Below are 21,437 nucleotides of genomic sequence, written 5' to 3'. Positions count from 1 at the left end.
AAGGAATTTTGAACTATAACCGGCATAATTGTAACAAGCACCTAACCGCATTAAAACCTGGTTCAACCGGTCTGTTGCTTTCATTACACACGACCAGTCTTTACGCTTTATTATTAATTCAAAAAATCGAAATTAAATCGATAATAATTTACCTGGAAAAATAATATAACAATAAAAATTTTTTAATTATGAGCATTAAAAATGTAACAGTTGCAGGAAGTGGCGTATTAGGCTATCAAATTGCCTTTCAAACTGCATTTCACGGATTTAAAGTGTTTGTTTATGACATTAACGATGAAGTTCTGGAAAAAGCAAAAGCAAAATTTCAAAATTTGGCAGAACGCTACAAAGCGGATATAAATGCTACACAGCAGCAGATAGATGCCACATTTGCCAACTTAAGTTACACTTCAGATTTGGCAGAAAGCGTAAAAGATGCAGATTTGCTGATAGAAGCTGTCCCTGAAAGAGCGGACATCAAGCGTGATTTTTATCAAAGAGTAGCGGCACTGGCGCCGGATAAAACCATTTTTGCGACGAATACATCTACTTTGCTGCCCAGCCAGTTTGCCGCAGAAACCGGCCGCCCGGAAAAATTCCTTGCGCTACATTTCGCCAATGAGATCTGGTCCCGCAATACGGCCGAGATTATGGGGCACCCGGAGACATCCGCAGAGACATTCGACGCAGTGGTTGCGTTTTCCAAATCTATTGGAATGGTAGCGTTGCCATTACATAAGGAACAGCCCGGATATATCACCAATTCTCTGATCGTACCATGGGTAACAGCGGCGTTGAAATTATGGAGTGGTGAGGTAGCCGATTACAAAACGATTGACAAAACCTGGATTATTGGGACAGGTTCAAATTTTGCACCATTTGTATTTGCAGACATTGCCGGACTTAATACGGCCTATAATATTACCAGCACCTTAGCTGCCACAATGAATGACCCGCTGCTGCATCAGGCTGCCAAAAGGCTTAAGGAGGAATACATAGATAATGGCAAATTGGGTGTTGCCACCGGCGAAGGGTTTTATAAATATCCCAATCCTGAATATCTCGAAGCAGATTTCCTAAAATAGTTCAAGGTCCCATAGGAAAATATATTGAGGCCTCTCTGGACGATAAAAAAAGAGACAACTACCAAATAGTTGTCTCTTTAAGTGAGCGCGAAAGGATTCGAACCTTTGACCGTCCCGATGAATCGGGATGCTCTATCCGGTTGAGTTTTCAATCAATTCAAGAATTTTAATTTTACTTTTCCAGGATTTGATTTCCAATTCTCTTTTGTATGCAGAGCTTTTGTCAGAAAATTCTTCAAAATAAATAATAATCCAGTCTTTAATTTTTGAAGTATATCCTGTATGGTTTGAAAGATGCTTTCTGAGCCTTTCCTGTAAATCTTCACAAGAACTTCCAATATAATATTTATCTAAAGATTGAGAGTAAAGTATGTAGCAAAAACACATGGAACTAATATAAATAAAAAAAACTCACAATAGAAATTGTGAGTTTTAAGTGAGCGCGAAAGGATTCGAACCTTTGACCGTCCCGATGAATCGGGATGCTCTATCTGGTTGAGTTTTCAATCAATTCAAGAATTTTAATTTTACTTTTCCAGGATTTGATTTCCAATTCTCTTTTGTATGCAGAGCTTTTGTCAGAAAATTCTTCAAAATAAATAATAATCCAGTCTTTAATTTTTGAAGTATATCCTGTATGGTTTGAAAGATGCTTTCTGAGCCTTTCCTGTAAATCTTCACAGGAACTTCCAATATAATATTTATCTAAAGATTGGGAGTAGAGTATATAGTAAAAACACATTGGAACTAATATAAATAAAAAAACTCACAATTTCTATTGTGAGTTTTAAGTGAGCGCGAAAGGATTCGAACCTTTGACCGTCTGCTTAGAAGGCAGATGCTCTATCCAGCTGAGCTACGCACCCATTAAATAATTTTGAAAAATTACTAAAAAGTCGGGGCGGCAGGATTCGAACCTGCGACCTCCTGGTCCCAAACCAGGCGCGATGACCGGACTACGCTACGCCCCGATTGATGGTCATCTAAAGCGAATTTTACTTCGTTTTTGCGAGTGCAAAGATAGAATCTTTTTTTGAATAATAAAAATATTTTTTCAGAAAAAATTAATTAAAAATAATATGAACGCAACGGTAATAGTTATGGGAAATAGTAGATTTCTGAGAATAAATAATATTGTACATTAAATATCAGGATTTTATAATCAGGATATTCTCAGTTTTTGATTTTTCGTAGACCTTGCTATAAATAAAAAATCTCCGAATTTTTTAAGGGAATTAATTGTTGTCACCAAAAAGCAGGATAAAATTTAATTTATTTTTTTTATAAATTTTATGGGATATTGAATAGGACCGGGTTCTATTTTGTAATTTATATTTTAATTAATTTCACAGATATATTTATTTTGTCATAATTTTTGATCTGTATTTAATAAATAAACAAAAATGAGTTTTAGATTTTTTATTATGTTGATTCCTTTGCTTCTATGCAATATCAATTGTACATCACAGCAAAAAAATATCCCGGATCAAAGCACTCAGGATAGTTTACAAAAAAAGAACAAGATTGAAAAGATAGAGGTTACAGAACAAACCAGAGGTACAAACAGGATAATGACATTTACTCCCGGCTCTAAAATCATATCCGTAAATGGGAATGTATCAAACTCTAAATTATCAGACGAAGATTGGAAGAGTATTATAAATCAAGTGCAGATGATTCATCTGGATAAAATAGCCTCATTAAAAGCTCCTTCAGAAGGTCGGTTTACAGATAGGGCTTTATCTTCTACTGTATCCATAACAGTCAACGGTAAAGTTTACGAATCTTCAACTTTTGATTCAGGTGTGCCTCCGAAAGAACTGGAGAATCTGTATCAGCTTCTTGTAAAAGGAACACTTGCAAAATAGAAACTTCCCAAAAAGAACTTTCGTCAGACTTAGACTGTTTAATAAATAGCAGGAAGAATAGCGTTTAGTGCTCTTAAGTTGATGTTGTGCTCTTTTTAATTAGAAAATAAGATAACCTATAAACAAAAATGATGATAACTCAAACGTTGAAAGATGGGTTGAGTAAAAAAATCTGAAGCTTGAAAACTAATCCTACAAAAGTTAAGAGCCATATGGCGACTGAATATTAATAAGAAAAGGCTTTATTTAAAATTATGATAACTACTATTTTTATAGTAGTTTTTTTTATTGATTATTTATTTTTAATTTTAAATTAATGTTAATTATTATTTAATTATGTTAATTTATTATTATTTAATTTATATTTTTGTTATGAATTTAATATTTAATTAATTTAATAATGAGAACAAATTTATTTTTTAAAATTATGATGAATCGTCAATTTTTTGTGCTTTTGTTGGTTTTTTTATCAATTGGTTTTAGCGCTCAGATTTCTACATTTCCATGGAAGGAAACTTTTGAAGATAGTTCACCAACAAGAGCTAGCTGGACACAGATACATGAAACAAATAATGTAGACTGGACCTTTGTGTCCACTGCAACTACAGGAAGTATAGGAGTTACGGCTTTTGATGGTACCAAATTTGCCAATTTTCCGGCGAATACTTCTTCTACAGATAAAACAAAATTAGTGAGCCCGCCATTTAATACAGCTAATCTTACTTCTCCAAAAATTAGTTTTTATCTTATTAATCCACAGCAGAATGGCAATGCAAACTGGATCAGGATTTATTACAGAATGTCGGCTACGGATCCATGGATAGATTTGTTGGGATTTCAGCCTCCTTTTGCTTCCTGGTTTCATTTTGCCAATATCGGAATGCCTCCTAATGTTTATCAGGTAGCTATAGAATGTGAAAATGCCCAGGGATATTCAACATTAATAGACAATGTTACAATAAGCAATAATGATTTAAGTACCCAGGATATTTCAGAACCGGTGAAAACATTGGTTAAATATTATCCAAATCCGGCTAAAGAACTTCTGAATTTTACAAGTGATGAAAAAATGAAGGAGATTAATATTTACGATGCTGCCGGGAAAAAAGTGCAGACGAATAGGGTAGATGCGGATAATGGAAATATCAACGTTTCAGGGTTAAGTAACGGAATGTATATTATTTCAGGTAAAACGGAGAAGGGAAGTACAGAAACATTTAAAATGATAAAAAAATAGAAAAAAATTGTGTTGTAATACTGAATTTTTTATTAGCCAAAGCATCTCTTCTTAGAGGTGCTTTTAAATTTAGAGCTTAGCAGTAAGCCTTTTCGAACTTCAAGCTAATGAATTTTTGAACTTTATTAGACTTAGGAAGAGGGCGTTATCAGGAAATTCTTCGAAGTAAATAATAATCCGGTCTTTAACTTTTGAGGCATATCCTGTATGGCTTGAAGGATGCTTCTGAGTCTTTCCTGTAGATCTTCCTTTTTGGATACAATAATCTGACATTTGATTACACCTGTTCTTTTTATTCATTGGAACTTTGTACCAACAAAAAATAATCATAAAATGAAAGTATTTGTAACAGGAGCCTCAGGCTTCATTGGTTCTGCGATTGTTAAAGAATTAATTGCTTCAGGACATCAGGTAGTAGGCCTGGCACGTTCAGAACAATCAGCAGAAGTAATTCGCAGGGAAGGTGCGGAAGTGTTAAGGGAGATCTTGAAGACTGGGAAGTTTTAAAGCAGGGTGCCAAAGATTCAGACGGTGTTATTCACGCGGGTTTTTTCCATGATTTTACTCAATTTGCAAAGGCTGCGGAAATTGACAAAAATGCAATTAATGCAATAGGAGAGGCACTGATGGGAACAGACAAAGCTATTGTAGTAACAGCAGGAATTTTAGGATTACCCCTTATTGACGGAAATATTACAGAGGAGAGTCTTTCACCTGGTTTTCCGAGATCTTCCGAAACTACAGCTTTGGCATTGGCTGAAAAAGGCATAAATGCTTCAGTTGTACGCTTAGCGCCATCGGTTCATGATAAGGGTGACAAAGGTTTTGTTCCGTTCATCATTGGGCAGGCTCGTATCAACAGCTTATCAGGATATCCTGGTGAAGGATTGAATCGGTGGACGGCTGTTCATCGTTTGGACGCAGCAAGATTATTTCGTCTGGCATTTGAAAAAGGAATCAAAGGAGCGATATATAATGGTGTGGGTGACACAGGAATTAAAATGAAAGAAATTGCTGAACTGATTGGCTCAGAACTAAATTTACCTGTTGTATCCCTGTCTGAAGAAGAAACAGAAAAACATTTTGAATGGCTGAGTAGATTTATAGCTTTTAACAGCCCTGCAACCCATTTTAAAACGAAGGAACTTTTAGGCTGGAAACCTGAACATATCGGACTTATAGACGATATGAAGCAAAATTATTTTTAACCATTTGCGCATATCGGAGCACGATAACCAATTAAAAATCAAAAAATGAAAAAGGTACTTATTACAGGAGCTAATCAGGGGATTGGTTTTGAAACCGCCAAACAGTTGTCGCAATTAGGCTATTATGTATATCTCGGAAGCCGCAATGAAGCCAACGGAATTGAGGCTCAAAATAAATTAAACGAACTGGGATTGGATAATGTAGAGTTTATTCAACTGGATGTCACAGATATTGATTCAGTAAGATCTGCCAAAGAAAAACTGGCGGCTAAGGCGCAGCAGTTGGATGTACTGATCAACAATGCGGCTATTGTAGGCGAACAGCCCCAGAATATGTCTGCAAATAACCTCAATAATTTAAGAAATGTTTTCGAAACCAATTTTTTTGGTGCTGTGCAGACCACCCAGCAGTTTATTGATTTGCTGGAAAAGTCAGATGAACCTCGGATTATTAATGTTTCAAGCCCCTTAGGTTCACTGTCTGTTCAAAGCAGTTCTCAAAATCCTAATTATAGGATATACGATGCATACAGCTCTTCTAAAACTGCATTGAATGCTTTCACTCTGTTGCTGGCCAAAGAATTTCAAAATACCCGTTTTAAAATAGTAAGCGTTGAACCAGGCTATACGGCCACTAACCTTAATCAGTATCAGGGAACACAAACAGCAGAACAGGCAGCAGGTATAATTGTGAAATTTTCCACTTTATCTGATGTACCCACCGGTAAATTTTTTGACAGGAATGGAGATGAATTGCCTTGGTAAAACAAACAATGAATGTATAAGCAATTAACCGGAAAAATAAAATTAAATTTGGGATATGGAGCAAAGAGAGACACAAAGAATAAAAACAATAAGCGAATTCCACAGATTGCGTGGTTTGCCAAATCCTGAGCACCCGCTTGTCAGTATTATTGATTATTCTTCTATCAAAAGACCTGCTAACATTGATGAAGTAAATCTGGTTTTAGATTTCTATATGATTTCCTTAAAGAGAGGAATTGGTGGAAAGATGTATTATGGACAACAGGAGTTTGATTTTGATGACGGGCTTATGGCATTTATGGAGCCCAACCAGGTTTTCAGGATTCAATCTGATCCTGCGGCCAAAGAAGAACGTTCAGGCTGGCTGTTGCTTATTCATCCTGATTTTTTGTGGAACACGGCACTTGCTAAAGGCATCAGGAGATATGAATATTTTGATTATTCAGTGAATGAAGCATTGTTTCTTTCCGAAAAGGAACAAAAAACGCTGAATAGCATTATTGATAACATTAAACAGGAATATCAAACGAATATCGACCAGTTTAGTAAGCAGATTATCATTTCACAGATTGAAAGCCTGCTTAATTATTCAGAAAGATTTTACAATCGTCAGTTCATAACAAGGGAAAAAAGCAATCATCAGATTCTGGAAAGGCTGGAGAAATTACTTGATGAATATTTTGAACATAGAATTGCAGAGAAAGGACTGCTTTCCGTACAGTTTATTGCAGATGAGCTCAATATTTCCCCCAAATATTTAAGTACTTTGCTGAAAACACTGACCGGACAAAATACACAACAGCATATACACAACAAACTGATAGAAGTAGCCAAAGAAAAATTATCCACCACAAATTTATCTGTCAGTGAAATTGCTTATGAAATGGGATTTGAACATTCTCAGTCATTCAGCAAGTTGTTTAAAAGCAAGACAGCCCAAAGTCCGCTGGAATTCAGAGGAAGTTTTAACTGATTGTCTTATCATAACTTAATCGTTAAAATTAGTATCAAATGAACTCTGAAAATCCAAGGTATAAAGGTTGGGTTATACATTTTTACGGGCATAAAAAAAGAGACAACTTTTTAAAAGTTGTCTCTTTAAGTGAGCGCGAAAGGATTCGAACCTTTGACCGTCCCGATGAATCGGGATGCTCTATCCGGTTGAATTTTCAGTCAATTCAAGAATTTTAATTTTACTTTTCCAGGATTTGATTTCCAATTCTCTTTTGTATGCAGAGCTTTTGTCAGAAAATTCTTCAAAATAAATAATAATCCAGTCTTTAATTTTTGAAGTATATCCTGTATGGTTTGAAAGATGCTTTCTAAGCCTTTCCTGTAAATCTTCGCAGGAACTTCCGATATAATATTTATCTAAAGATTGAGAGTAAAGTATGTAGCAAAAACACATGGAACTAATATAAATAAAAAAACTCACAATAGAAATTGTGAGTTTTAAGTGAGCGCGAAAGGATTCGAACCTTTGACCGTCTGCTTAGAAGGCAGATGCTCTATCCAGCTGAGCTACGCACCCATTAAATAATTTTGAGAAAATTAATAAAACTGTCGGGGCGGCAGGATTCGAACCTGCGACCTCCTGGTCCCAAACCAGGCGCGATGACCGGACTACGCTACGCCCCGAAGTGTATATTGATGTAAGAAAAAATGCGGAGGGTAAGGGATTCGAACCCTTGCGACACTTTCGCGTCGACAGTTTAGCAAACTGCTCCATTAACCACTCTGGCAACCCTCCTTTTTTCTTATTTTTTAATGATCGTTGTTCCGTTATTGCGAGTGCAAATATAGAACAGATTTCTTTATTTACCAAATAAAATTCAAGAAAAATTTGCGTATTTTTGAGCTGATAAATGATTAAAAAATTAAACGGATGCGTAAGACATTATATATCATCGGATTAAGTACTTTTGTTTTTTCATGTACTTCCCAGCAAAATGTAAAGAAAAATACTTACAAGCCAAAAGCCCCGGTATCACAGGCTAAACCGGCAGTTAAAACCCCGGTAGCCGAAGCTCCGAAACCTAAAATTACCAACGATCACGGCGTAGAGTTTTTTACAACCAATATAGCCGATGCCACAAAAAATGATAACACGATAAGCTACGGTTCTATCGTGTCAGCAAAACCGGCAGGATATAAAGTGGTAAAGACTTATTTTCCTGCTATAGGACAGAACTTCAGACAGCGTTATCTTATACTGCATTATACGGCACTTCCGGACGATAAATCCATTACAGTTCTTACCCAGCAGGGAGTAAGTGCCCATTATCTGGTTAATAATACCGGCGATAATGAGATTTACCAGCTGGTGGATGAAAACAAACGTTCTTATCATGCGGGAGTAAGTAACTGGAGAAATGATAAAAACCTTAACGATACTTCTATAGGGATTGAAATCGTTAATACAGGATATACAACAGATGCTGAAGGAAAAAAGATATTTGCGGCTTTCAGCGATGAGCAGGTGAGAAAGGTGGCAGCATTGGCAAAAGATATTGTCAACAGGTATCAGATTCCGGCAACCAATGTACTGGCTCATTCAGATATTGCACCTACCAGAAAGCAGGATCCGGGACCAATGTTTCCATGGAAAAAGCTGTATGACGAATACCAGCTTGGTATGTGGTATGATGAAGCGGTTAAGCAGAATTTCTTTGCTTTAGCACAGGAAGAAGTGCCTTTAAAATATAATGACCCATCCTTCATCTTTGCTGTTCAGACAGCATTGCAGAAATTCGGATACTATCTTGATCTGAGCGGAAAATGGGATGATGGAACAAAAAGAACCATCGAAGCTTTACAGTATCATTTCCGTCCGCAGAATTATGACGGGATCATGGATGCTGAAACATGGGCTGTCCTTCAGGCATTAAATCAGAAATATCCCGCGAAATAATAATTAAAACGCATCGGTAAAGGTGCGTTTTTGCTATATTTAAAAAATAAAAAGTTAAATAATCTGTAATGGAAAATTTCAGAAAAGAAAGTGATCTGCTGGGCGAACTCAATGTGCCTGCAGATGCTTATTATGGAGTGCAGACGCAAAGAGCAATCGATAACTTCAAGATCTCAGGACAGCTTCTGTCAGCATATCCGGACTTTATTAAAGGTCTTGCCTTTGTAAAAAAGCTGCGGCAAAAACCAATTATGAGCTGGGTTTGCTTGATGAAAATTTATATTTCAAAATAGCGGAAGCCTGTGACGAGATTGTAGCGGGAAAATACCACGATCAGTTTCCTGTAGATATGATTCAGGGAGGAGCAGGAACTTCAATCAATATGAATGCAAATGAAGTAATTGCCAATATTGTTCTGGAAAAATTAGGAAAGAATAAAGGTGAATATGAATTCTGTTCACCAAACGACCACGTCAATCTTTCCCAATCTACCAACGACGCTTATCCTACAGCTATCAAAATGGGACTTCTGCATATGAATACCGGACTTGTTGACCGACTTGAGAAAATTGTTGAAGCTTTCCGTGCTAAAGGAAGAGAATTCCACGATGTGATCAAAATGGGACGTACCCAACTTCAGGATGCGGTTCCCATGACTTTAGGACAGGAATTTGAAGCCTATGCTGCTACTCTGGAAGAAGATATTTCCAAGCTGAATAACAATGCAAGTCTTTTCGTGGAAGTTAATATGGGAGCCACTGCTATCGGAACAGGACTGAACGCCCCGGTAGGGTATGCAAGCCTTTGTGCGAAAAACCTGGCCCAGATTACCGGTTTTCCGGTTGTTTCCGCACCGGATCTTGTCGAAGCAACACCGGATACGGGTTCTTATGTTATTTATTCCTCTGCTACCAAACGTCTTGCCGTAAAGCTTTCCAAGATCTGTAATGACCTGAGACTACTTTCTTCAGGGCCAAGAGCCGGATTATTCGAGATCAATCTTCCGCCAATGCAGCCGGGATCATCCATTATGCCTGGAAAAGTAAACCCTGTTATCCCGGAAGTGGTGAACCAGGTGTGTTTTAAAGTATTCGGAAATGACCTGACAGTAACTTTTGCAGCAGAAGCCGGACAGTTACAGCTTAACGTAATGGAACCTGTACTTTCCCATGCTATCATGGAAAACATCAATTTCCTTTGCAATGCCCTGGATACCCTTCGTGAAAAATGTGTAGTGGGAATCACTGCCAACAAAGAGATCTGCCTGAATATGGTGAAGCACAGCATAGGAATTGTAACAGCGCTTAACCCATACATCGGATACAAAAAGTCTACGGAAATTGCAAAAGAAGCGTTGGAAACCGGAAACAGTGTTTACAATCTGGTTCTGGAAAAAGGAGTTCTTTCCCAGGAAAAGCTGGATGAGATTCTGGATCCTAAAAACATGCTGAAACCGCATAACAAATAAATCATAATTGAAAGATGATAAGTGATGAATCATGACCTCGTGTCAGTAGTTTATCACTTATCATTTCATTGCTCATTAACTATTAATCATTACTCATAATAAAAGCGTGAGGTTTTTAATCATAATTCCCGCCCATAACGAAGAAGAAAATCTTCCGTTCACCCTGGATTCTTTACAGCAGCAGAGCTTTAAAGATTTCAAAACTGTAGTGGTTAATGATGGTTCTACGGACCAAACGGCGGAAATCATCAGGAAGTACACAGAAAATGACCCTCGTTTTGAAACGGTGGATCTTCAGAAATCCGCTCACCAGCCGGGATCTAAAGTGGTAAATGCCTTCAAAAATGGACTGGGAACACAAAATGCGGATGAATTTGATATCATCTGTAAGTTTGATGCCGATATCATCCTGCCTGAAAATTATCTGGAAACAGTACGGAATGCTTTTAAAAACAATCCTGAATATGGACTTGTTGGTGGTTTGCTGTATGTAGAAAAGGAGGGAAGCTGGGTGTATGAAGGGAATTCAAACAAACGTCATGTACGGGGGCCCCTGAAAGCTTACCGTAAAGAATGCTTCGTTCAGATCGGAGGACTGAGGGAAACCCTGGGTTGGGATAATATTGATTCTATTCTGTTGGAAAATCTTGGCTGGAAAGAAATTGTTCTTCCTGAGCTGCATGTGAAGCTGATCAAGGTGAAGGGAGCAGATTACACCATAAGGCCTGCAGATTACTATGGCAGGTATTTTTACTTTTTGGGGCTGAACCGGTTTCTGGCCTACGTTGCCTCTGCCAAAGAAGCGGCAAAAAGTAAATCCGTTCCTTTTTTCTTTAAGATCATCAAAGCTTATGAAGCCTGTAAAGCTGATCAATTGGAGCTTAAAATCTCAAAAGAAGAACAAAAAGCCATCAATGACAAACGATGGAAAATGCTGAAGAAAAAATGGCTGAAAATGTAGAAAGAAAGGGGCATTACAAAAAGTAAAACTGAAAAATAATAGTAAAAAAGCTATAAAAAACAGTTCGTATTCAACCATACCCTTTACCTTTGTTAAACCCGAAACCCGAAACCCGAAACCCGAAACCCGAAACCCGAAACCCGTTGAAAAAATCGCCTACATAGAAATAGATACTCACGCAGAAATTGCACAGGCATTCATGGATATTATGAATGATTCTTCAGAATTCAGCGTAGATTATTATTTTTCGAAAAAGATAAAGGATCTGGTTCAGGAGAATGGGGAGACGGTGTTTCTGTCAGACAGTTCAATGATCCTGGAACAGCTGAAATTAAAGGAATATGACCTGATTATTATCGGAACGGTTCACCGGTATTTCAATACTTTTCACGCTCTGGTCCGGAAATATAATGCATCTGTGATCGTTCACAATATCAATTTTTCAAAAGCATCAAAAGGAGCTTTGATTAAGAGTATTTTAAAAGGCGACCTGATCTACAGGCTGAAGCTTTGGTGGAAAGAAGGGCTGTTTTACAGTTCTAAAGTCTATGGAAATGCCGGAAATTTATGGGTGCTGGATGAAGAGATTTCATCAGGGAAATATCAGTTTCTGCCTCTTTTTTACAATAAATATTTTGAAAATCAGGCCAAAGGAGGCCTTACTGTTGTTATTCCCGGGGGTGTTTCGCAGAAAAGGAGAGATTATCATCACGTTTTTAAAACAATTGAACATTTAAAAACAGAAGAGAAATGCGAATTCATATTTCTTGGAAAAGCTAAAGATAATGAGTTGAAACAGCTTGAAAGATTATCAAAAAAGCTTCCTGAAAATGTTTCTATACAGTATTTTGCAGACCGCGTTTCGAATGATGATTTTGAAAAAGGAATGCAGAAAGCAGATGTGCTGTGGTGCCCGATCAGGCAGAAAACAGAATTTTTCAGCCGGGCAGAAATTTACGGTCTTACCAAAATGACCGGAAACCTGGGAGATGCTGTGAAGTATGGTAAAACGGCCGTTTTTCCCAAAGATTACCCTTCGAAATCGGAATTCATTGTTTCTGAGAAAGAAAATATCCTTGAGCAGTTTAAAACGCTTAAAAACACCCGGTTTGATTTCCAGAAAAACTACAGCAGAAAGTCAGTCCTCAAAAGGCTGGAAGACGCTCTGTCCGCTGTTATTTCTATTTAAACTTAAAGATACTTTTAATAAACTTTACATTCAGGTAATCCTCTATCGGGAATACTTTTGTGAAATGATTTCCGATATAAATCAGTATCAGGACAACGGCAGGCTTGTATACCAGGTTGATAAAGTTACTGTTGAAATTAGGCAGTACGATGGCCACTGTTATCGCTAAAGTACAGATAATGGAAACGAAGATCATTTCGATCGTCAGCGGAGAAACTTTAAAGACAAAATAATTAAAAGCAATCTTGATCACATTATAAGTAGTGAGTGAAATAGCTGTAGATAAAGCAATTCCTATCAGTTTAAGATCTGTATTTTTAATGAAATAATAATTAAGGCAGATCGTAAGTCCAGCCAGGAGAAGCATGATGAGGATATTAAACCTGTAATATTTGGAAAGCGAAATGATATTTCCGTTAAATCCGGTTGCCAGATCAATGAGAACTGCAGAACCCCAGATCCATACAACGGGCTCATATTCTCTTAGCATGGTCCCGTTTTTAGGCATAAACTGCGTCAGATAAGGAAAACCGACCATGATGCACGAAAACAATACGGCCCCTAGAAAATATAAGGATAAAGACGTCTTCTTGTGAAACCGGTCAAGCTCTTCCATATCACCGTCCACCAGCGTTTTATTAATGATAGGGGCGGAAATATTGAACAGACCCAGCTGTGGAATGGAAATTAGAGAAATCAGAGCATAAAGAACCGAATAAATTCCCACTTCCTCCATTCCCAGAAACTCGCCGATCATAAAGCTATTAATGGCTAAATAATTTCCGAAAGTTCCCAGAAATCCAAAAAAGCTGTAGTTGAAAAACTCTTTCCAGAAACCATCCTTCTTGAAATAATCCGTATTGAAATCAAGCTCTATCCTTTCAAGTTTATTGGTATAGTAAATATATCCGAAAAGCATTAAAGCAAACATCCCGAAAAAGAAAGCAAACGCGATCTCTTGGGAAAGTAGAAAATAGGCAAACAGGCAGAAAGCTCCCAGGTTTGCTATTTTAGGAAAAAGATTGTCAAAGATATTGGAAACAACAATCCTTTTATAATTGGAGGTATATTTATTAAAAATAGCACAGAAAGAAAGGATAAGGATCAGCGGAAGAATCATTTCCTTTAGTTTCCACGCCTCAGAATGCCTGAATTTTGGAAAAATATAGGGAAGTATAAAAAATACGCCCATGAAAATGATGAAATTAATGAAGACCGTAAGCAAAGACAGCGACAACATATTCTGCTTTTTGCCGTCCTTTTCCACTTTATGGAAAAATTTTACATTCGAATACGAGATCCCCAGTACTACGGCAGGAACCAGCATTTCGGCAGTAGGAAGGATATACCGGAGCTTGCCATAAAATTCGAAATTGTATGGAAAAATAAAAATGGCGGATATGGTACCCAGCAGAAAACCAATATAACCTATGATGGAATATTTGAAGCCCTGTCTCGCTACTACACTCATACTGTTCTTTTAATGGTTTTTTGGCGTAAAAATAATATTGTTTATATAGCTGGTCTTGTTTTTTTCATCGTTGGTGTTGTGTATTAAGATTTCTTCCGTCAGGAGTTCCAGCTTAAAACTGTCGCGGTTAAGATATTTGGCTTCGTAACCCCAGCTTTTAACTTCAGAAATGTCTTTCCAGATAGGGCTTTCGTGGTGTCTCTGCTCCATTTCGACCATCAGTGTCGGAAGGAATTTTCTGATGATTTTCTGGGCTCCGGATAAAGTCTTCATTTCATTGCCTTCCACATCTATTTTGATGAAATCCAGCCTGTCAAAATGTTCTATAGCAGCCCATTCATCCAGCTTGATCACTTTTACCTTTTCCGTATAGCTTCTCTCTTCACCTTTTTCTTTATAAGAAGTGTTTAAAGTTCCCCGGGAGGCAATCAGTTTGCCATTAATGATCGGGACCTTAAATTCAGCGGTCGTGTTTTCGTCAGATAACGCCAGGGGAAGTATTCTCATTCTTGGGAAAAGTCTTTTCAGCCGGCGGTAAAGCTTCTTGTTAGGTTCAAAACCATAAATATGCTCATGATTCAGCTTGTGCTCCAACTGATAAAGAAAAGTTCCTACATTGGCCCCTATATCCAGTATTACAGCATTCTTGGGAAGGTACTCCTTGATCCATACCAGCTCCGGTTCTACATTACGTGCCGAAAAATTATCCTTAGTAAGATTGTTTAAATTTTTAAAATATCTTTTTTTGTAAAAACTCGGACTTATATATTGTAGATTTTCTGCAATTTTTTGATATAAAGACATTCTTGGGTATTTGACGAAAAGCAAAGATAAACAAAAATGTTAAACTAATGTTAAAAAATAACAAATATAACCGTTTGATTATCAATATATAACTTTGAATGTTGTTTTTAAGAAAAACCGAATTCCGGCAGATTGATATGATGAGTACCATATGGAAGAGTTCCGCCTGAAGTGTGTAAACGGGAAAAGAAAATTTGTCGGTCCAGAATTCCCCTCCTTCGGAGGGGTGGCGAAAATTTAAAGAATTTTTGACGGGGTGGTTTTACAGGCGCACAAAAAAATCCCACAAACTGCACGGAATTCTCTCAAAATCCATACTATCTGTGGGAACTGTAAAAACAACCTGTTTAGTTTTGGGAATATTTTGCATAAGCCTTCGCCAGCTTTTCATCGTATTTATTTTCCTTATAGCCGGCGCCGTTATAAAGTTTGGCAAAGCCTGCCCAGTTCTTACTTCTCAGATGAACAAGACAGCCGTTTTTTTCAGGAATTTTCCAAAAGCTTTTAAATGTTCAGCTTCATTCAGTTCCATTTTCGAAACAAAGTCATCTACATCAGCATATCCTAAGCTTTTGGCATGGTAACCCATGATCTGGAAACTTCCCCATGAAGCAGAAGACAGTGCCGCTTCTTTGAATTCAGGATTGGTATCCAGACTGATGGCTTCATTGAGCCGGTCATATTCTTTCACGCCGCCTTCGTAGTATGCCCTTGTCCATTTCGGGTAAAGAACGTTCCGGCTTTCCGAATTGTAGTAAGAATTGGGATCAATGCCTCTTTTTTAAGTTCATTCCAGAAAATATGGCCTTCGAACAATATTTTCGGCTTGTTATTGATCAGAAAACCTTTTCCGCTGCTTTCGATTTCATTAACTGCTTTTACCGCAGCCAATTCAAGGCTGTATTCATCGGCGAAGTGGATAAGATCTGCTTCCTGTAAGAATTTTTGAGTCTGGCTTTCCGGTCTTTCATCCTTTTCAAGAAGGACGGCCCAGGTTTTTACCCCTACGATTCCATCTACAACCAGAGAATTTTTTTGTTGAAAATCTTTCACGGCAGCATCCACTTCCAGAGTGAAAGAATCTGTAATTTTAAGATCATATCCCAGTTTGTAAAGGATCTCACATAATGTAAGCACTTCCGGTGCTTTGGTGTAATATTTTAAAAGTTTCATGGCGATAGTTTTATAAATGATGAATGATGAATGATGAATGATAAATGATATTTTTAGATAAAGTACGATGAGATATTATCTAGCATTTAAGTCTTAAATCTGATATCTGATATCTGATATCTGATATCTGATATCTGATGTCTTGGCTCTTGGTTCTTGGTTCTTGATTCTTGATTCTTTTCTCTCGTCAATTACTGATTAACCGGTATCTGCGGCATTCTCTCACAGATCATTCCAATCAGGAAAAATGATTTGAATTTCACTTCTTCCCTCTGGAGTTTGTATTCCAGGTTAAGCGGCATAGCACTGTTAACACTGAAATTCTGATTTAAAACCGCATAATCATCAATTCTCAGCTCAATGCTATATTCTCCGATTGGGATTGCCTGGCTGATGATGCCTATTTCATTGCTTTCAATCTCAAAAATCCTGTTATTGTTAGTTCCCTTAATGGAAATAGCACATTTATAGACAGGTTCATTATTGATCTTATCAGAAATCCGGAACTGTACAACAGCATCTGTAGGTGGCTGCGGAACAGGGACTGGAATTGGTGTGGGAACGGGAGTAGGTACAGGGGTTGGAGTAGGAGTGGGAATAGTCGGAAACTTTGGACCCCATGATCCCCACGGTGTTTTAATAGGGTTGGTAGGCTGAGGAGCAGGCTGTACCGGGCTGGCCCCGTGTGGCACTGGATTCAGTGGGCTTAAATTCTTAATATTATTCAGAATATTTCCCATATTCGTTTTTCCGGCAAATGATGCATTGGCCGCAGTCTTTATATTTTCTGCCGGTTCAGGCTCAAGTGCTGTTCTGGCTGAAAAATTATTGATGATATTTGCTTTTTGGGTCTCTGCAATAACTGTTTTTTTGGCTAAGTAATTCAGTTGGTCGGATTTGATCGTTTTTACATTGGTGATGGCTTTCAGGAACTTCTGGTTATTGTTTTTATTCACAAAAACCTGCTGCTTCATGACCATGGGCCCGAAATAAATCAGCTGTTCGGTATTGCTCACATTGGCGCTGTTGATGGAAGGATCCAGGATTACTTTCAGGTTTTTAATCAGGATCATTGTTTTTGGGAATGCAGGAAGTTTGAAATCGTTTGAAATGGTCTGTCCGTCTGATATTTTTTTAGGTTCTTTCCATTCAAAATAATCAGACAGCATAAAATTTTTATTGAACCAGTTCCTTTTCAGATGAACAAACGAATAATCCATTTCCACAGCCTGGATCATGCTTTCGTCATAATCTATGGATAAAATCTCTGAAGGAATATTTTCATTGCTGTTTTTTGCCTCGGAGTGCAGTCCTTCAAGTTCGGATTTTTCAATACGCATGCTGTTCCATCCCGATTCATTTTCCATGAAATCATACGGAATAAAATTGATGTCGTGAATGGAAGAATTGCTGATCACATCAGTTTTTTCTGCTGCTTCAAAAATATGCTTGGCATTTTGTGCCATGGCAAGATACAGGTCGGCATCGGAAGATTTATTGATTCTTGTGAGTTCTTTTTCAATAACATCCTTGCTGCCTTTTACCTTCCATTCGGAAAAAGCCAGTTCTTTCAGATTATTTAAAGTGATAAGCCTGTCGTTCCAGTTGCTTTTTTCCTCGTCAGTTTCAAGGCTGTCGAGCAGAAGTAGGTGATCCATCACTTTATTCACGGCGTCTTCGTGCAGTGTTCTGTATTTTTTATAAGCTTTGAACTCTTTGGTATCGCTGTTTTTGGCATCAAAAAGAACCGTGCTTTTGGTTTCAAGGACTTTATCAAGATTTTCTTCCAGGTCCTTCAGGTTATTTTTATCCAGGATATCCCTGTAAATATCAAACAGGGAATTATTGGGATTCAAATCCCAGAAGTTGGGCGAAATAGGAACTGAATTCAGTTCATACGCTACATTTTGCTTTTTAATAATCGAAAGAGCTTTCTTCTGCTCATCATTCAGTAAGCTCTGGGGTTTCAGAAGCTCCAGTTCCTCATTATCATAGATGCGCAGGGAAGGGCAGATCATCGGAAGGTCATTTTCCATTGAACTTTGGGACATATAAATGTTCTTCAGCTTCTGGTAGACGGCTACAAAATATTTCATGGTTATCGTTTTTGGTTTAGGTGAATAACCGGCAGAAAAACTTCCACCGGTTATTCTATTGAGAAGGATATAAGTAATCTAAATTCAGGTGAGTGAAATTAAGATTGAAAGATCTGGAAGTTTGAAGATCGGAGCTGGAAGCTCTAATGGGTACTTGTTTTTTTGAATAGTTGCCGCAAAATTTATACTTTCGGCTTTAAGTAACTTCCTTTTCCCGGCTTCAGACTTCCTTATCTGACTATGATTTTCCGTCTGCCCATTTTTTAATTTCAGGGTTCGGGTTCGGAGATTTCGGCACGATATGGCATTTGTAACCGATAATGTAAATTCCTTTTGAAACCAGTTTTTTGCCGTCCCACTCGTAGCTGGATTTTACATTCTGATTATCGTAGCTGTAGTTTCCGCCAATAACGAAAGGTCCTATTCCTACCGCACCTCCTGCGGATACGGAATTTTTAACATCTGTATAAGCTGAGCTGCTGTCTTTGAAGTCAAGGGAAACATCTTTGGCAATAATCAGTTCTGTGATGATGGATGGCATTAATCCTTTTCCGTTTCCATCGCTGATCATATCGCCGTTCAGTGTTTGTGGAGACTGCTCATGAAGCTTCCAGTATTTGGATTCTATGAATTGTTGATTGAACCAGCCTCTTTCTACTTTTACTTTTCCGATTTTGAAAGAGATATTCATGCTGGAATAATCGGAATTGATCTGGGTTTTCTCATTTTTTCCTCCTCCTTTTGCTCCGATTGAGAATAGTCCCATGCTGAAGCCTCCTGCGGCACTCCAGTTATGAATGGTTTTGGAATAATCATAATTCGATTTCCCCTGTGATATGGAGATTTCAGGCCACCCTTTTGATTCTCTTAAGGCATTGGCTGCTACCGGAATACATGGAGAATAATTGGTGTAATCTAGAATTCTTGTTCTCTGGCTGTTTCTGAATTCTGCCTGGATTCTTTTCTTGATGACCAGCATATGCTTTTCTTCAATCTCGCTCAGGTAATTCTGAATTCTTTCCACAGCTTCTTTGTAACCTAAAGATTGCCATGCTTTCAAAGCGGCATCTTCACGCTTTTTCATGTTTTTTCCGTCAATGGATATTTTGGCCATTGCATCGGTATCCCCATTGTCTGCAGCAGTTCGGATTTCGTTATTGGCATCTACGATATCATAATACTTCATCTGGTACTCTACATATTTTGCATAAGTAGGCGCTACAAACGTATGGATCAGTTCAGGCTTGTTCAGATCATCTACCGGAGCATTTTCATCAAAATCAGGATTCTTCACCTTTTTTATTTTGAATAATTTGTCTCTCAGGGAGTCCAGTTTCTTTTCTACTTTCTTATCGAAATCCGTGTCCACCACTACGGACCACTGCAAAAGATCCTCATATACTTTGGAAACTTTTTTTCAGAATCAGTCATAATGGTAATGGTTCTTCCTTTTCCGTCTTCAGTAAGCGGCGGCAAATGAGAAGGTACTGAATCTACCATGGCGGCAAACTGCTCCATCTGAAGATATTTTTTGAATTTGCTGTTGGATAGGGCAGTCTGGTAGGTTTCCATATCTATTTTAGGATTTCCGTTGGCATCCAGGATTGGTTTTCCTGTTCCGTCCAGCATAGGTTTTGGTGAAGGAGCATCCCCGAATAATCCATTCAGTGCGTAATCGAAAGTATCTTCCGATAATGTAATCCCTACCGGATCAAATGCTATGAAATCATTAGTTCCCAGGTATTCAGGATTTCCTCCGTTGGTTAAGGTGTCATAAACTTGCTTTAAAAGCATGCTCATTAATGAAGTTGATTTTGCTTCTTGTGTTAAAGTTGGCATAATTATAAGTTTTTTTTTAGTTGCTTACTCTTTATGGTTTTCAGCATCCCCGATTTTCTATGGTACAAATGTATTCTGGTTTTGAAATTAATTCATCAGTGTTTTTCCTGTTTTTGGATGGGGTTTTTACTGTTTTTAATTTTATGGTGAATATTTTGTAATTTAAAACTAATTTTTTGCGAATAATAAAATGAATTGTTGTTTTCTTTTGAATATTTCTGATCAATCAGAATGTTAAAGTTTTTATTTTATTATAATATTTTTTAAATTATTGATGTTTTGATAAAATTTTGGCAAATGTTTTGATGTCGAAACAATACTTATCGATAAGAACACAAAAACTAATAATCACTGATTTTAACAGTTTAAATATTTAATAGTGATGAAACACCTAAATCAAAACCAGGAATTTCGTTTCAACGAAGTTCTTTTTGAGCACCGCAACAAAGAATATGGTGCCTATGTATTAAGAAATGAATCAGATAAAATACTGACCAAAGCCCTTTTTGTAGGGATTAGTTTATTGGCCGCTATTTCTATAACGCCGTTTGTGATTTCGGCATTGCAAGGACCTAAGATTATAGATCATACTATATATTGCGATTTTGGGCCATTTAATGTTAAAGATGTTGATCAGCCCGATTTTGTGCCACCAGTGGAAATCAATATACCTGCGGCTCAACCTGAAAAGGTTAAAACGTACGATGCAACCATTCCTGAGCCTACAGCGAATGTAAAAACTGAAAAAGTGGTAGAAAAAATTGAAGGAGCAGTTGCCGGACCGATAAGTAATCCGGAAGGAACTATTGCAACAACAAATTATCATCCTGTGCCACCTCAGGCAGGAACAGGGCCGGCAGTACCTTATATTCCGCCTACGCCACCGGCAAAAGTTCCTGATAATCATATTGCAAGTGATAGTGAGCTAGCTTCTGAAGCGATATTTACCGGCGGAATTGATGCATTCAGAAATAAGGTAATGAACAATTTTGACATTTCAGGATTTGAAGGTAATGGAGATACCATGAGAACAATTATAACTTTCGTTGTAGAAAAAGATGGTACCATTTCTGGATTAAAAGCTAATGGAAAGGATGTTGAATTTAATAATGAAGCCATAAGAACCATTAAGAATGTTAAAGGATTATGGAAGCCGGCTAAAAATAAGCAGGGCGAAACGGTAAGAAGTTATTTCAAATTTCCGATCACCATGAACTTTGAATAATTGGGTTAAAAACCAATCTTAAATAGTTATCCACAAAGAATTTTTTTTGTGGATAATTTTTTTAATTGTTAAACCGTTTATTAACAATACTTTAACTCAATTTTGGATTTCGCCACTCATCGTGAGCAAAGAAAAAA

19 protein-coding genes, 5 tRNA genes and 2 pseudogenes are annotated in these 21,437 nt (G+C 37.5%); 12 read left to right on the top strand and 14 right to left on the bottom strand.

Features of this window, described 5'->3' with window-relative positions:
* Positions 1-188: 188 nt before the first annotated feature.
* On the top strand, positions 189-1,085 hold the full coding sequence (locus N4G44_RS20855; protein ID WP_474929687.1) for a 3-hydroxyacyl-CoA dehydrogenase: 897 nt from the start codon (positions 189-191) through the stop codon (positions 1,083-1,085).
* A gap of 132 nt (positions 1,086-1,217) precedes the next feature.
* Here N4G44_RS20855 and N4G44_RS20850 read toward each other — a convergent pair whose 3' ends face one another.
* The 4 genes from N4G44_RS20850 to N4G44_RS20835 all read right to left on the bottom strand — a co-directional run bounded on the left by N4G44_RS20850 (position 1,218) and on the right by N4G44_RS20835 (position 2,056).
* Positions 1,218-1,472: a GIY-YIG nuclease family protein gene (locus N4G44_RS20850; protein ID WP_474929685.1), complete on the bottom strand. Its 255-nt coding sequence runs from the start codon at positions 1,470-1,472 to the stop codon at positions 1,218-1,220.
* A gap of 100 nt (positions 1,473-1,572) precedes the next feature.
* Positions 1,573-1,827: a GIY-YIG nuclease family protein gene (locus N4G44_RS20845; protein WP_474929682.1), complete on the bottom strand. Its 255-nt coding sequence runs from the start codon at positions 1,825-1,827 to the stop codon at positions 1,573-1,575.
* A 50-nt stretch (positions 1,828-1,877) separates the two neighbouring features.
* Positions 1,878-1,951: transfer RNA gene (locus tag N4G44_RS20840), tRNA-Arg, on the bottom strand.
* Between the two features lie 30 nt (positions 1,952-1,981).
* Positions 1,982-2,056 (bottom strand) — tRNA-Pro (locus tag N4G44_RS20835).
* A 702-nt stretch (positions 2,057-2,758) separates the two neighbouring features.
* Here N4G44_RS20835 and N4G44_RS20830 point away from each other — a divergent pair.
* From N4G44_RS20830 to N4G44_RS20805, 6 genes are all read left to right on the top strand, one after another.
* Positions 2,759-2,953, top strand: a complete 195-nt coding sequence (locus tag N4G44_RS20830; RefSeq protein ID WP_474929679.1) for a hypothetical protein — start codon at positions 2,759-2,761, stop codon at positions 2,951-2,953.
* Positions 2,954-3,380: 427 nt separating this feature from the next.
* Positions 3,381-4,190, top strand: a complete 810-nt coding sequence (locus N4G44_RS20825; protein WP_474929675.1) for a T9SS type A sorting domain-containing protein — start codon at positions 3,381-3,383, stop codon at positions 4,188-4,190.
* 273 nt (positions 4,191-4,463) lie between these two features.
* Positions 4,464-4,697, top strand: coding sequence for an NAD-dependent epimerase/dehydratase family protein (locus N4G44_RS20820; protein WP_474929672.1), 234 nt, complete (start codon positions 4,464-4,466; stop codon positions 4,695-4,697).
* A gap of 119 nt (positions 4,698-4,816) precedes the next feature.
* Entirely contained in the window at positions 4,817-5,398 is a 582-nt protein-coding gene (locus tag N4G44_RS20815) for a Rossmann-fold NAD(P)-binding domain-containing protein (protein ID WP_474929668.1), read from the top strand.
* Between the two features lie 45 nt (positions 5,399-5,443).
* Positions 5,444-6,163 (top strand): SDR family NAD(P)-dependent oxidoreductase, encoded by a 720-nt coding sequence (locus N4G44_RS20810; protein ID WP_474929665.1) that lies wholly within the window; start codon positions 5,444-5,446, stop codon positions 6,161-6,163.
* A gap of 55 nt (positions 6,164-6,218) precedes the next feature.
* Positions 6,219-7,136 carry a helix-turn-helix domain-containing protein gene (locus N4G44_RS20805; protein ID WP_474929661.1) on the top strand — a complete coding sequence of 306 codons (918 nt, stop codon included), beginning with the start codon at positions 6,219-6,221 and terminating at the stop codon, positions 7,134-7,136.
* Positions 7,137-7,316: 180 nt separating this feature from the next.
* Here N4G44_RS20805 and N4G44_RS20800 read toward each other — a convergent pair whose 3' ends face one another.
* From N4G44_RS20800 to N4G44_RS20785, 4 genes are all read right to left on the bottom strand, one after another.
* Positions 7,317-7,571 carry a GIY-YIG nuclease family protein gene (locus N4G44_RS20800; RefSeq protein WP_474929658.1) on the bottom strand — a complete coding sequence of 85 codons (255 nt, stop codon included), beginning with the start codon at positions 7,569-7,571 and terminating at the stop codon, positions 7,317-7,319.
* A gap of 49 nt (positions 7,572-7,620) precedes the next feature.
* A tRNA-Arg gene (locus tag N4G44_RS20795) sits at positions 7,621-7,694 on the bottom strand.
* 32 nt (positions 7,695-7,726) lie between these two features.
* Positions 7,727-7,801 (bottom strand) — tRNA-Pro (locus N4G44_RS20790).
* A 27-nt stretch (positions 7,802-7,828) separates the two neighbouring features.
* Positions 7,829-7,913 (bottom strand) — tRNA-Ser (locus tag N4G44_RS20785).
* Between the two features lie 135 nt (positions 7,914-8,048).
* Here N4G44_RS20785 and N4G44_RS20780 point away from each other — a divergent pair.
* From N4G44_RS20780 to N4G44_RS20765, 4 genes and pseudogenes are all read left to right on the top strand, one after another.
* Complete coding sequence (locus N4G44_RS20780) at positions 8,049-9,074, top strand: N-acetylmuramoyl-L-alanine amidase (RefSeq protein ID WP_474929656.1); 1,026 nt, start codon at positions 8,049-8,051, stop codon at positions 9,072-9,074.
* 68 nt (positions 9,075-9,142) lie between these two features.
* A pseudogene (aspA, locus tag N4G44_RS20775) lies at positions 9,143-10,542 on the top strand (aspartate ammonia-lyase).
* Positions 10,543-10,648: 106 nt separating this feature from the next.
* On the top strand, positions 10,649-11,503 hold the full coding sequence (locus N4G44_RS20770; protein WP_474929654.1) for a glycosyltransferase family 2 protein: 855 nt from the start codon (positions 10,649-10,651) through the stop codon (positions 11,501-11,503).
* Between the two features lie 199 nt (positions 11,504-11,702).
* Positions 11,703-12,692: a hypothetical protein gene (locus N4G44_RS20765; RefSeq protein WP_474929650.1), complete on the top strand. Its 990-nt coding sequence runs from the start codon at positions 11,703-11,705 to the stop codon at positions 12,690-12,692.
* Here the strand turns inward: N4G44_RS20765 and N4G44_RS20760 are convergent.
* The 6 genes and pseudogenes from N4G44_RS20760 to N4G44_RS20735 form a co-directional block, all read right to left on the bottom strand.
* On the bottom strand, positions 12,685-14,163 hold the full coding sequence (locus N4G44_RS20760) for a lipopolysaccharide biosynthesis protein (RefSeq protein ID WP_474929648.1): 1,479 nt from the start codon (positions 14,161-14,163) through the stop codon (positions 12,685-12,687). The genes N4G44_RS20765 and N4G44_RS20760 overlap by 8 nt on opposite strands.
* Before the next feature lie 9 nt (positions 14,164-14,172).
* Complete coding sequence (locus N4G44_RS20755) at positions 14,173-14,967, bottom strand: FkbM family methyltransferase (RefSeq protein WP_474929644.1); 795 nt, start codon at positions 14,965-14,967, stop codon at positions 14,173-14,175.
* A gap of 347 nt (positions 14,968-15,314) precedes the next feature.
* Positions 15,315-16,140: pseudogene (locus tag N4G44_RS20750) on the bottom strand (N-acetylmuramidase domain-containing protein).
* A 191-nt stretch (positions 16,141-16,331) separates the two neighbouring features.
* Positions 16,332-18,236, bottom strand: a complete 1,905-nt coding sequence (locus N4G44_RS20745) for a hypothetical protein (RefSeq protein ID WP_474929642.1) — start codon at positions 18,234-18,236, stop codon at positions 16,332-16,334.
* A gap of 238 nt (positions 18,237-18,474) precedes the next feature.
* Positions 18,475-19,623 carry a hypothetical protein gene (locus N4G44_RS20740; protein ID WP_474929638.1) on the bottom strand — a complete coding sequence of 383 codons (1,149 nt, stop codon included), beginning with the start codon at positions 19,621-19,623 and terminating at the stop codon, positions 18,475-18,477.
* On the bottom strand, positions 19,608-20,075 hold the full coding sequence (locus tag N4G44_RS20735; RefSeq protein WP_474929637.1) for a hypothetical protein: 468 nt from the start codon (positions 20,073-20,075) through the stop codon (positions 19,608-19,610). The genes N4G44_RS20740 and N4G44_RS20735 overlap by 16 nt, the downstream gene beginning before the upstream one ends.
* A 382-nt stretch (positions 20,076-20,457) precedes the next feature.
* Here N4G44_RS20735 and N4G44_RS20730 point away from each other — a divergent pair, with 382 nt between their 5' ends.
* Positions 20,458-21,300, top strand: a complete 843-nt coding sequence (locus tag N4G44_RS20730; RefSeq protein ID WP_474929633.1) for an energy transducer TonB — start codon at positions 20,458-20,460, stop codon at positions 21,298-21,300.
* The last annotated feature ends 137 nt before the right edge of the window (positions 21,301-21,437 follow it).

This window comes from Chryseobacterium sp. GTID13 (assembly GCF_056172655.1).
The sequence above is the reverse complement of the archived record's forward strand: the minus strand, read 5'-3'. Positions and strand labels throughout refer to the sequence as shown.

What these genes read in the sequence shown, in the direction of transcription:
- N4G44_RS20735 (WP_474929637.1), bottom strand. Translation starts at nt 20,075, where the DNA reads ATGCCAACTTTAACACAAGAAGCAAAATCAACTTCATTAATGAGCATG.
- N4G44_RS20805 (WP_474929661.1), top strand. Translation starts at nt 6,219, where the DNA reads ATGGAGCAAAGAGAGACACAAAGAATAAAAACAATAAGCGAATTCCAC.
- N4G44_RS20755 (WP_474929644.1), bottom strand. Translation starts at nt 14,967, where the DNA reads ATGTCTTTATATCAAAAAATTGCAGAAAATCTACAATATATAAGTCCG.
- N4G44_RS20810 (WP_474929665.1), top strand. Translation starts at nt 5,444, where the DNA reads ATGAAAAAGGTACTTATTACAGGAGCTAATCAGGGGATTGGTTTTGAA.
- N4G44_RS20730 (WP_474929633.1), top strand. Translation starts at nt 20,458, where the DNA reads ATGAAACACCTAAATCAAAACCAGGAATTTCGTTTCAACGAAGTTCTT.
- N4G44_RS20780 (WP_474929656.1), top strand. Translation starts at nt 8,049, where the DNA reads ATGCGTAAGACATTATATATCATCGGATTAAGTACTTTTGTTTTTTCA.
- N4G44_RS20850 (WP_474929685.1), bottom strand. Translation starts at nt 1,472, where the DNA reads ATGTGTTTTTGCTACATACTTTACTCTCAATCTTTAGATAAATATTAT.
- N4G44_RS20845 (WP_474929682.1), bottom strand. Translation starts at nt 1,827, where the DNA reads ATGTGTTTTTACTATATACTCTACTCCCAATCTTTAGATAAATATTAT.
- N4G44_RS20815 (WP_474929668.1), top strand. Translation starts at nt 4,817, where the DNA reads ATGGGAACAGACAAAGCTATTGTAGTAACAGCAGGAATTTTAGGATTA.
- N4G44_RS20825 (WP_474929675.1), top strand. Translation starts at nt 3,381, where the DNA reads ATGATGAATCGTCAATTTTTTGTGCTTTTGTTGGTTTTTTTATCAATT.
- N4G44_RS20830 (WP_474929679.1), top strand. Translation starts at nt 2,759, where the DNA reads ATGATTCATCTGGATAAAATAGCCTCATTAAAAGCTCCTTCAGAAGGT.
- N4G44_RS20765 (WP_474929650.1), top strand. Translation starts at nt 11,703, where the DNA reads ATGGATATTATGAATGATTCTTCAGAATTCAGCGTAGATTATTATTTT.
- N4G44_RS20855 (WP_474929687.1), top strand. Translation starts at nt 189, where the DNA reads ATGAGCATTAAAAATGTAACAGTTGCAGGAAGTGGCGTATTAGGCTAT.
- N4G44_RS20760 (WP_474929648.1), bottom strand. Translation starts at nt 14,163, where the DNA reads ATGAGTGTAGTAGCGAGACAGGGCTTCAAATATTCCATCATAGGTTAT.
- N4G44_RS20745 (WP_474929642.1), bottom strand. Translation starts at nt 18,236, where the DNA reads ATGAAATATTTTGTAGCCGTCTACCAGAAGCTGAAGAACATTTATATG.
- N4G44_RS20800 (WP_474929658.1), bottom strand. Translation starts at nt 7,571, where the DNA reads ATGTGTTTTTGCTACATACTTTACTCTCAATCTTTAGATAAATATTAT.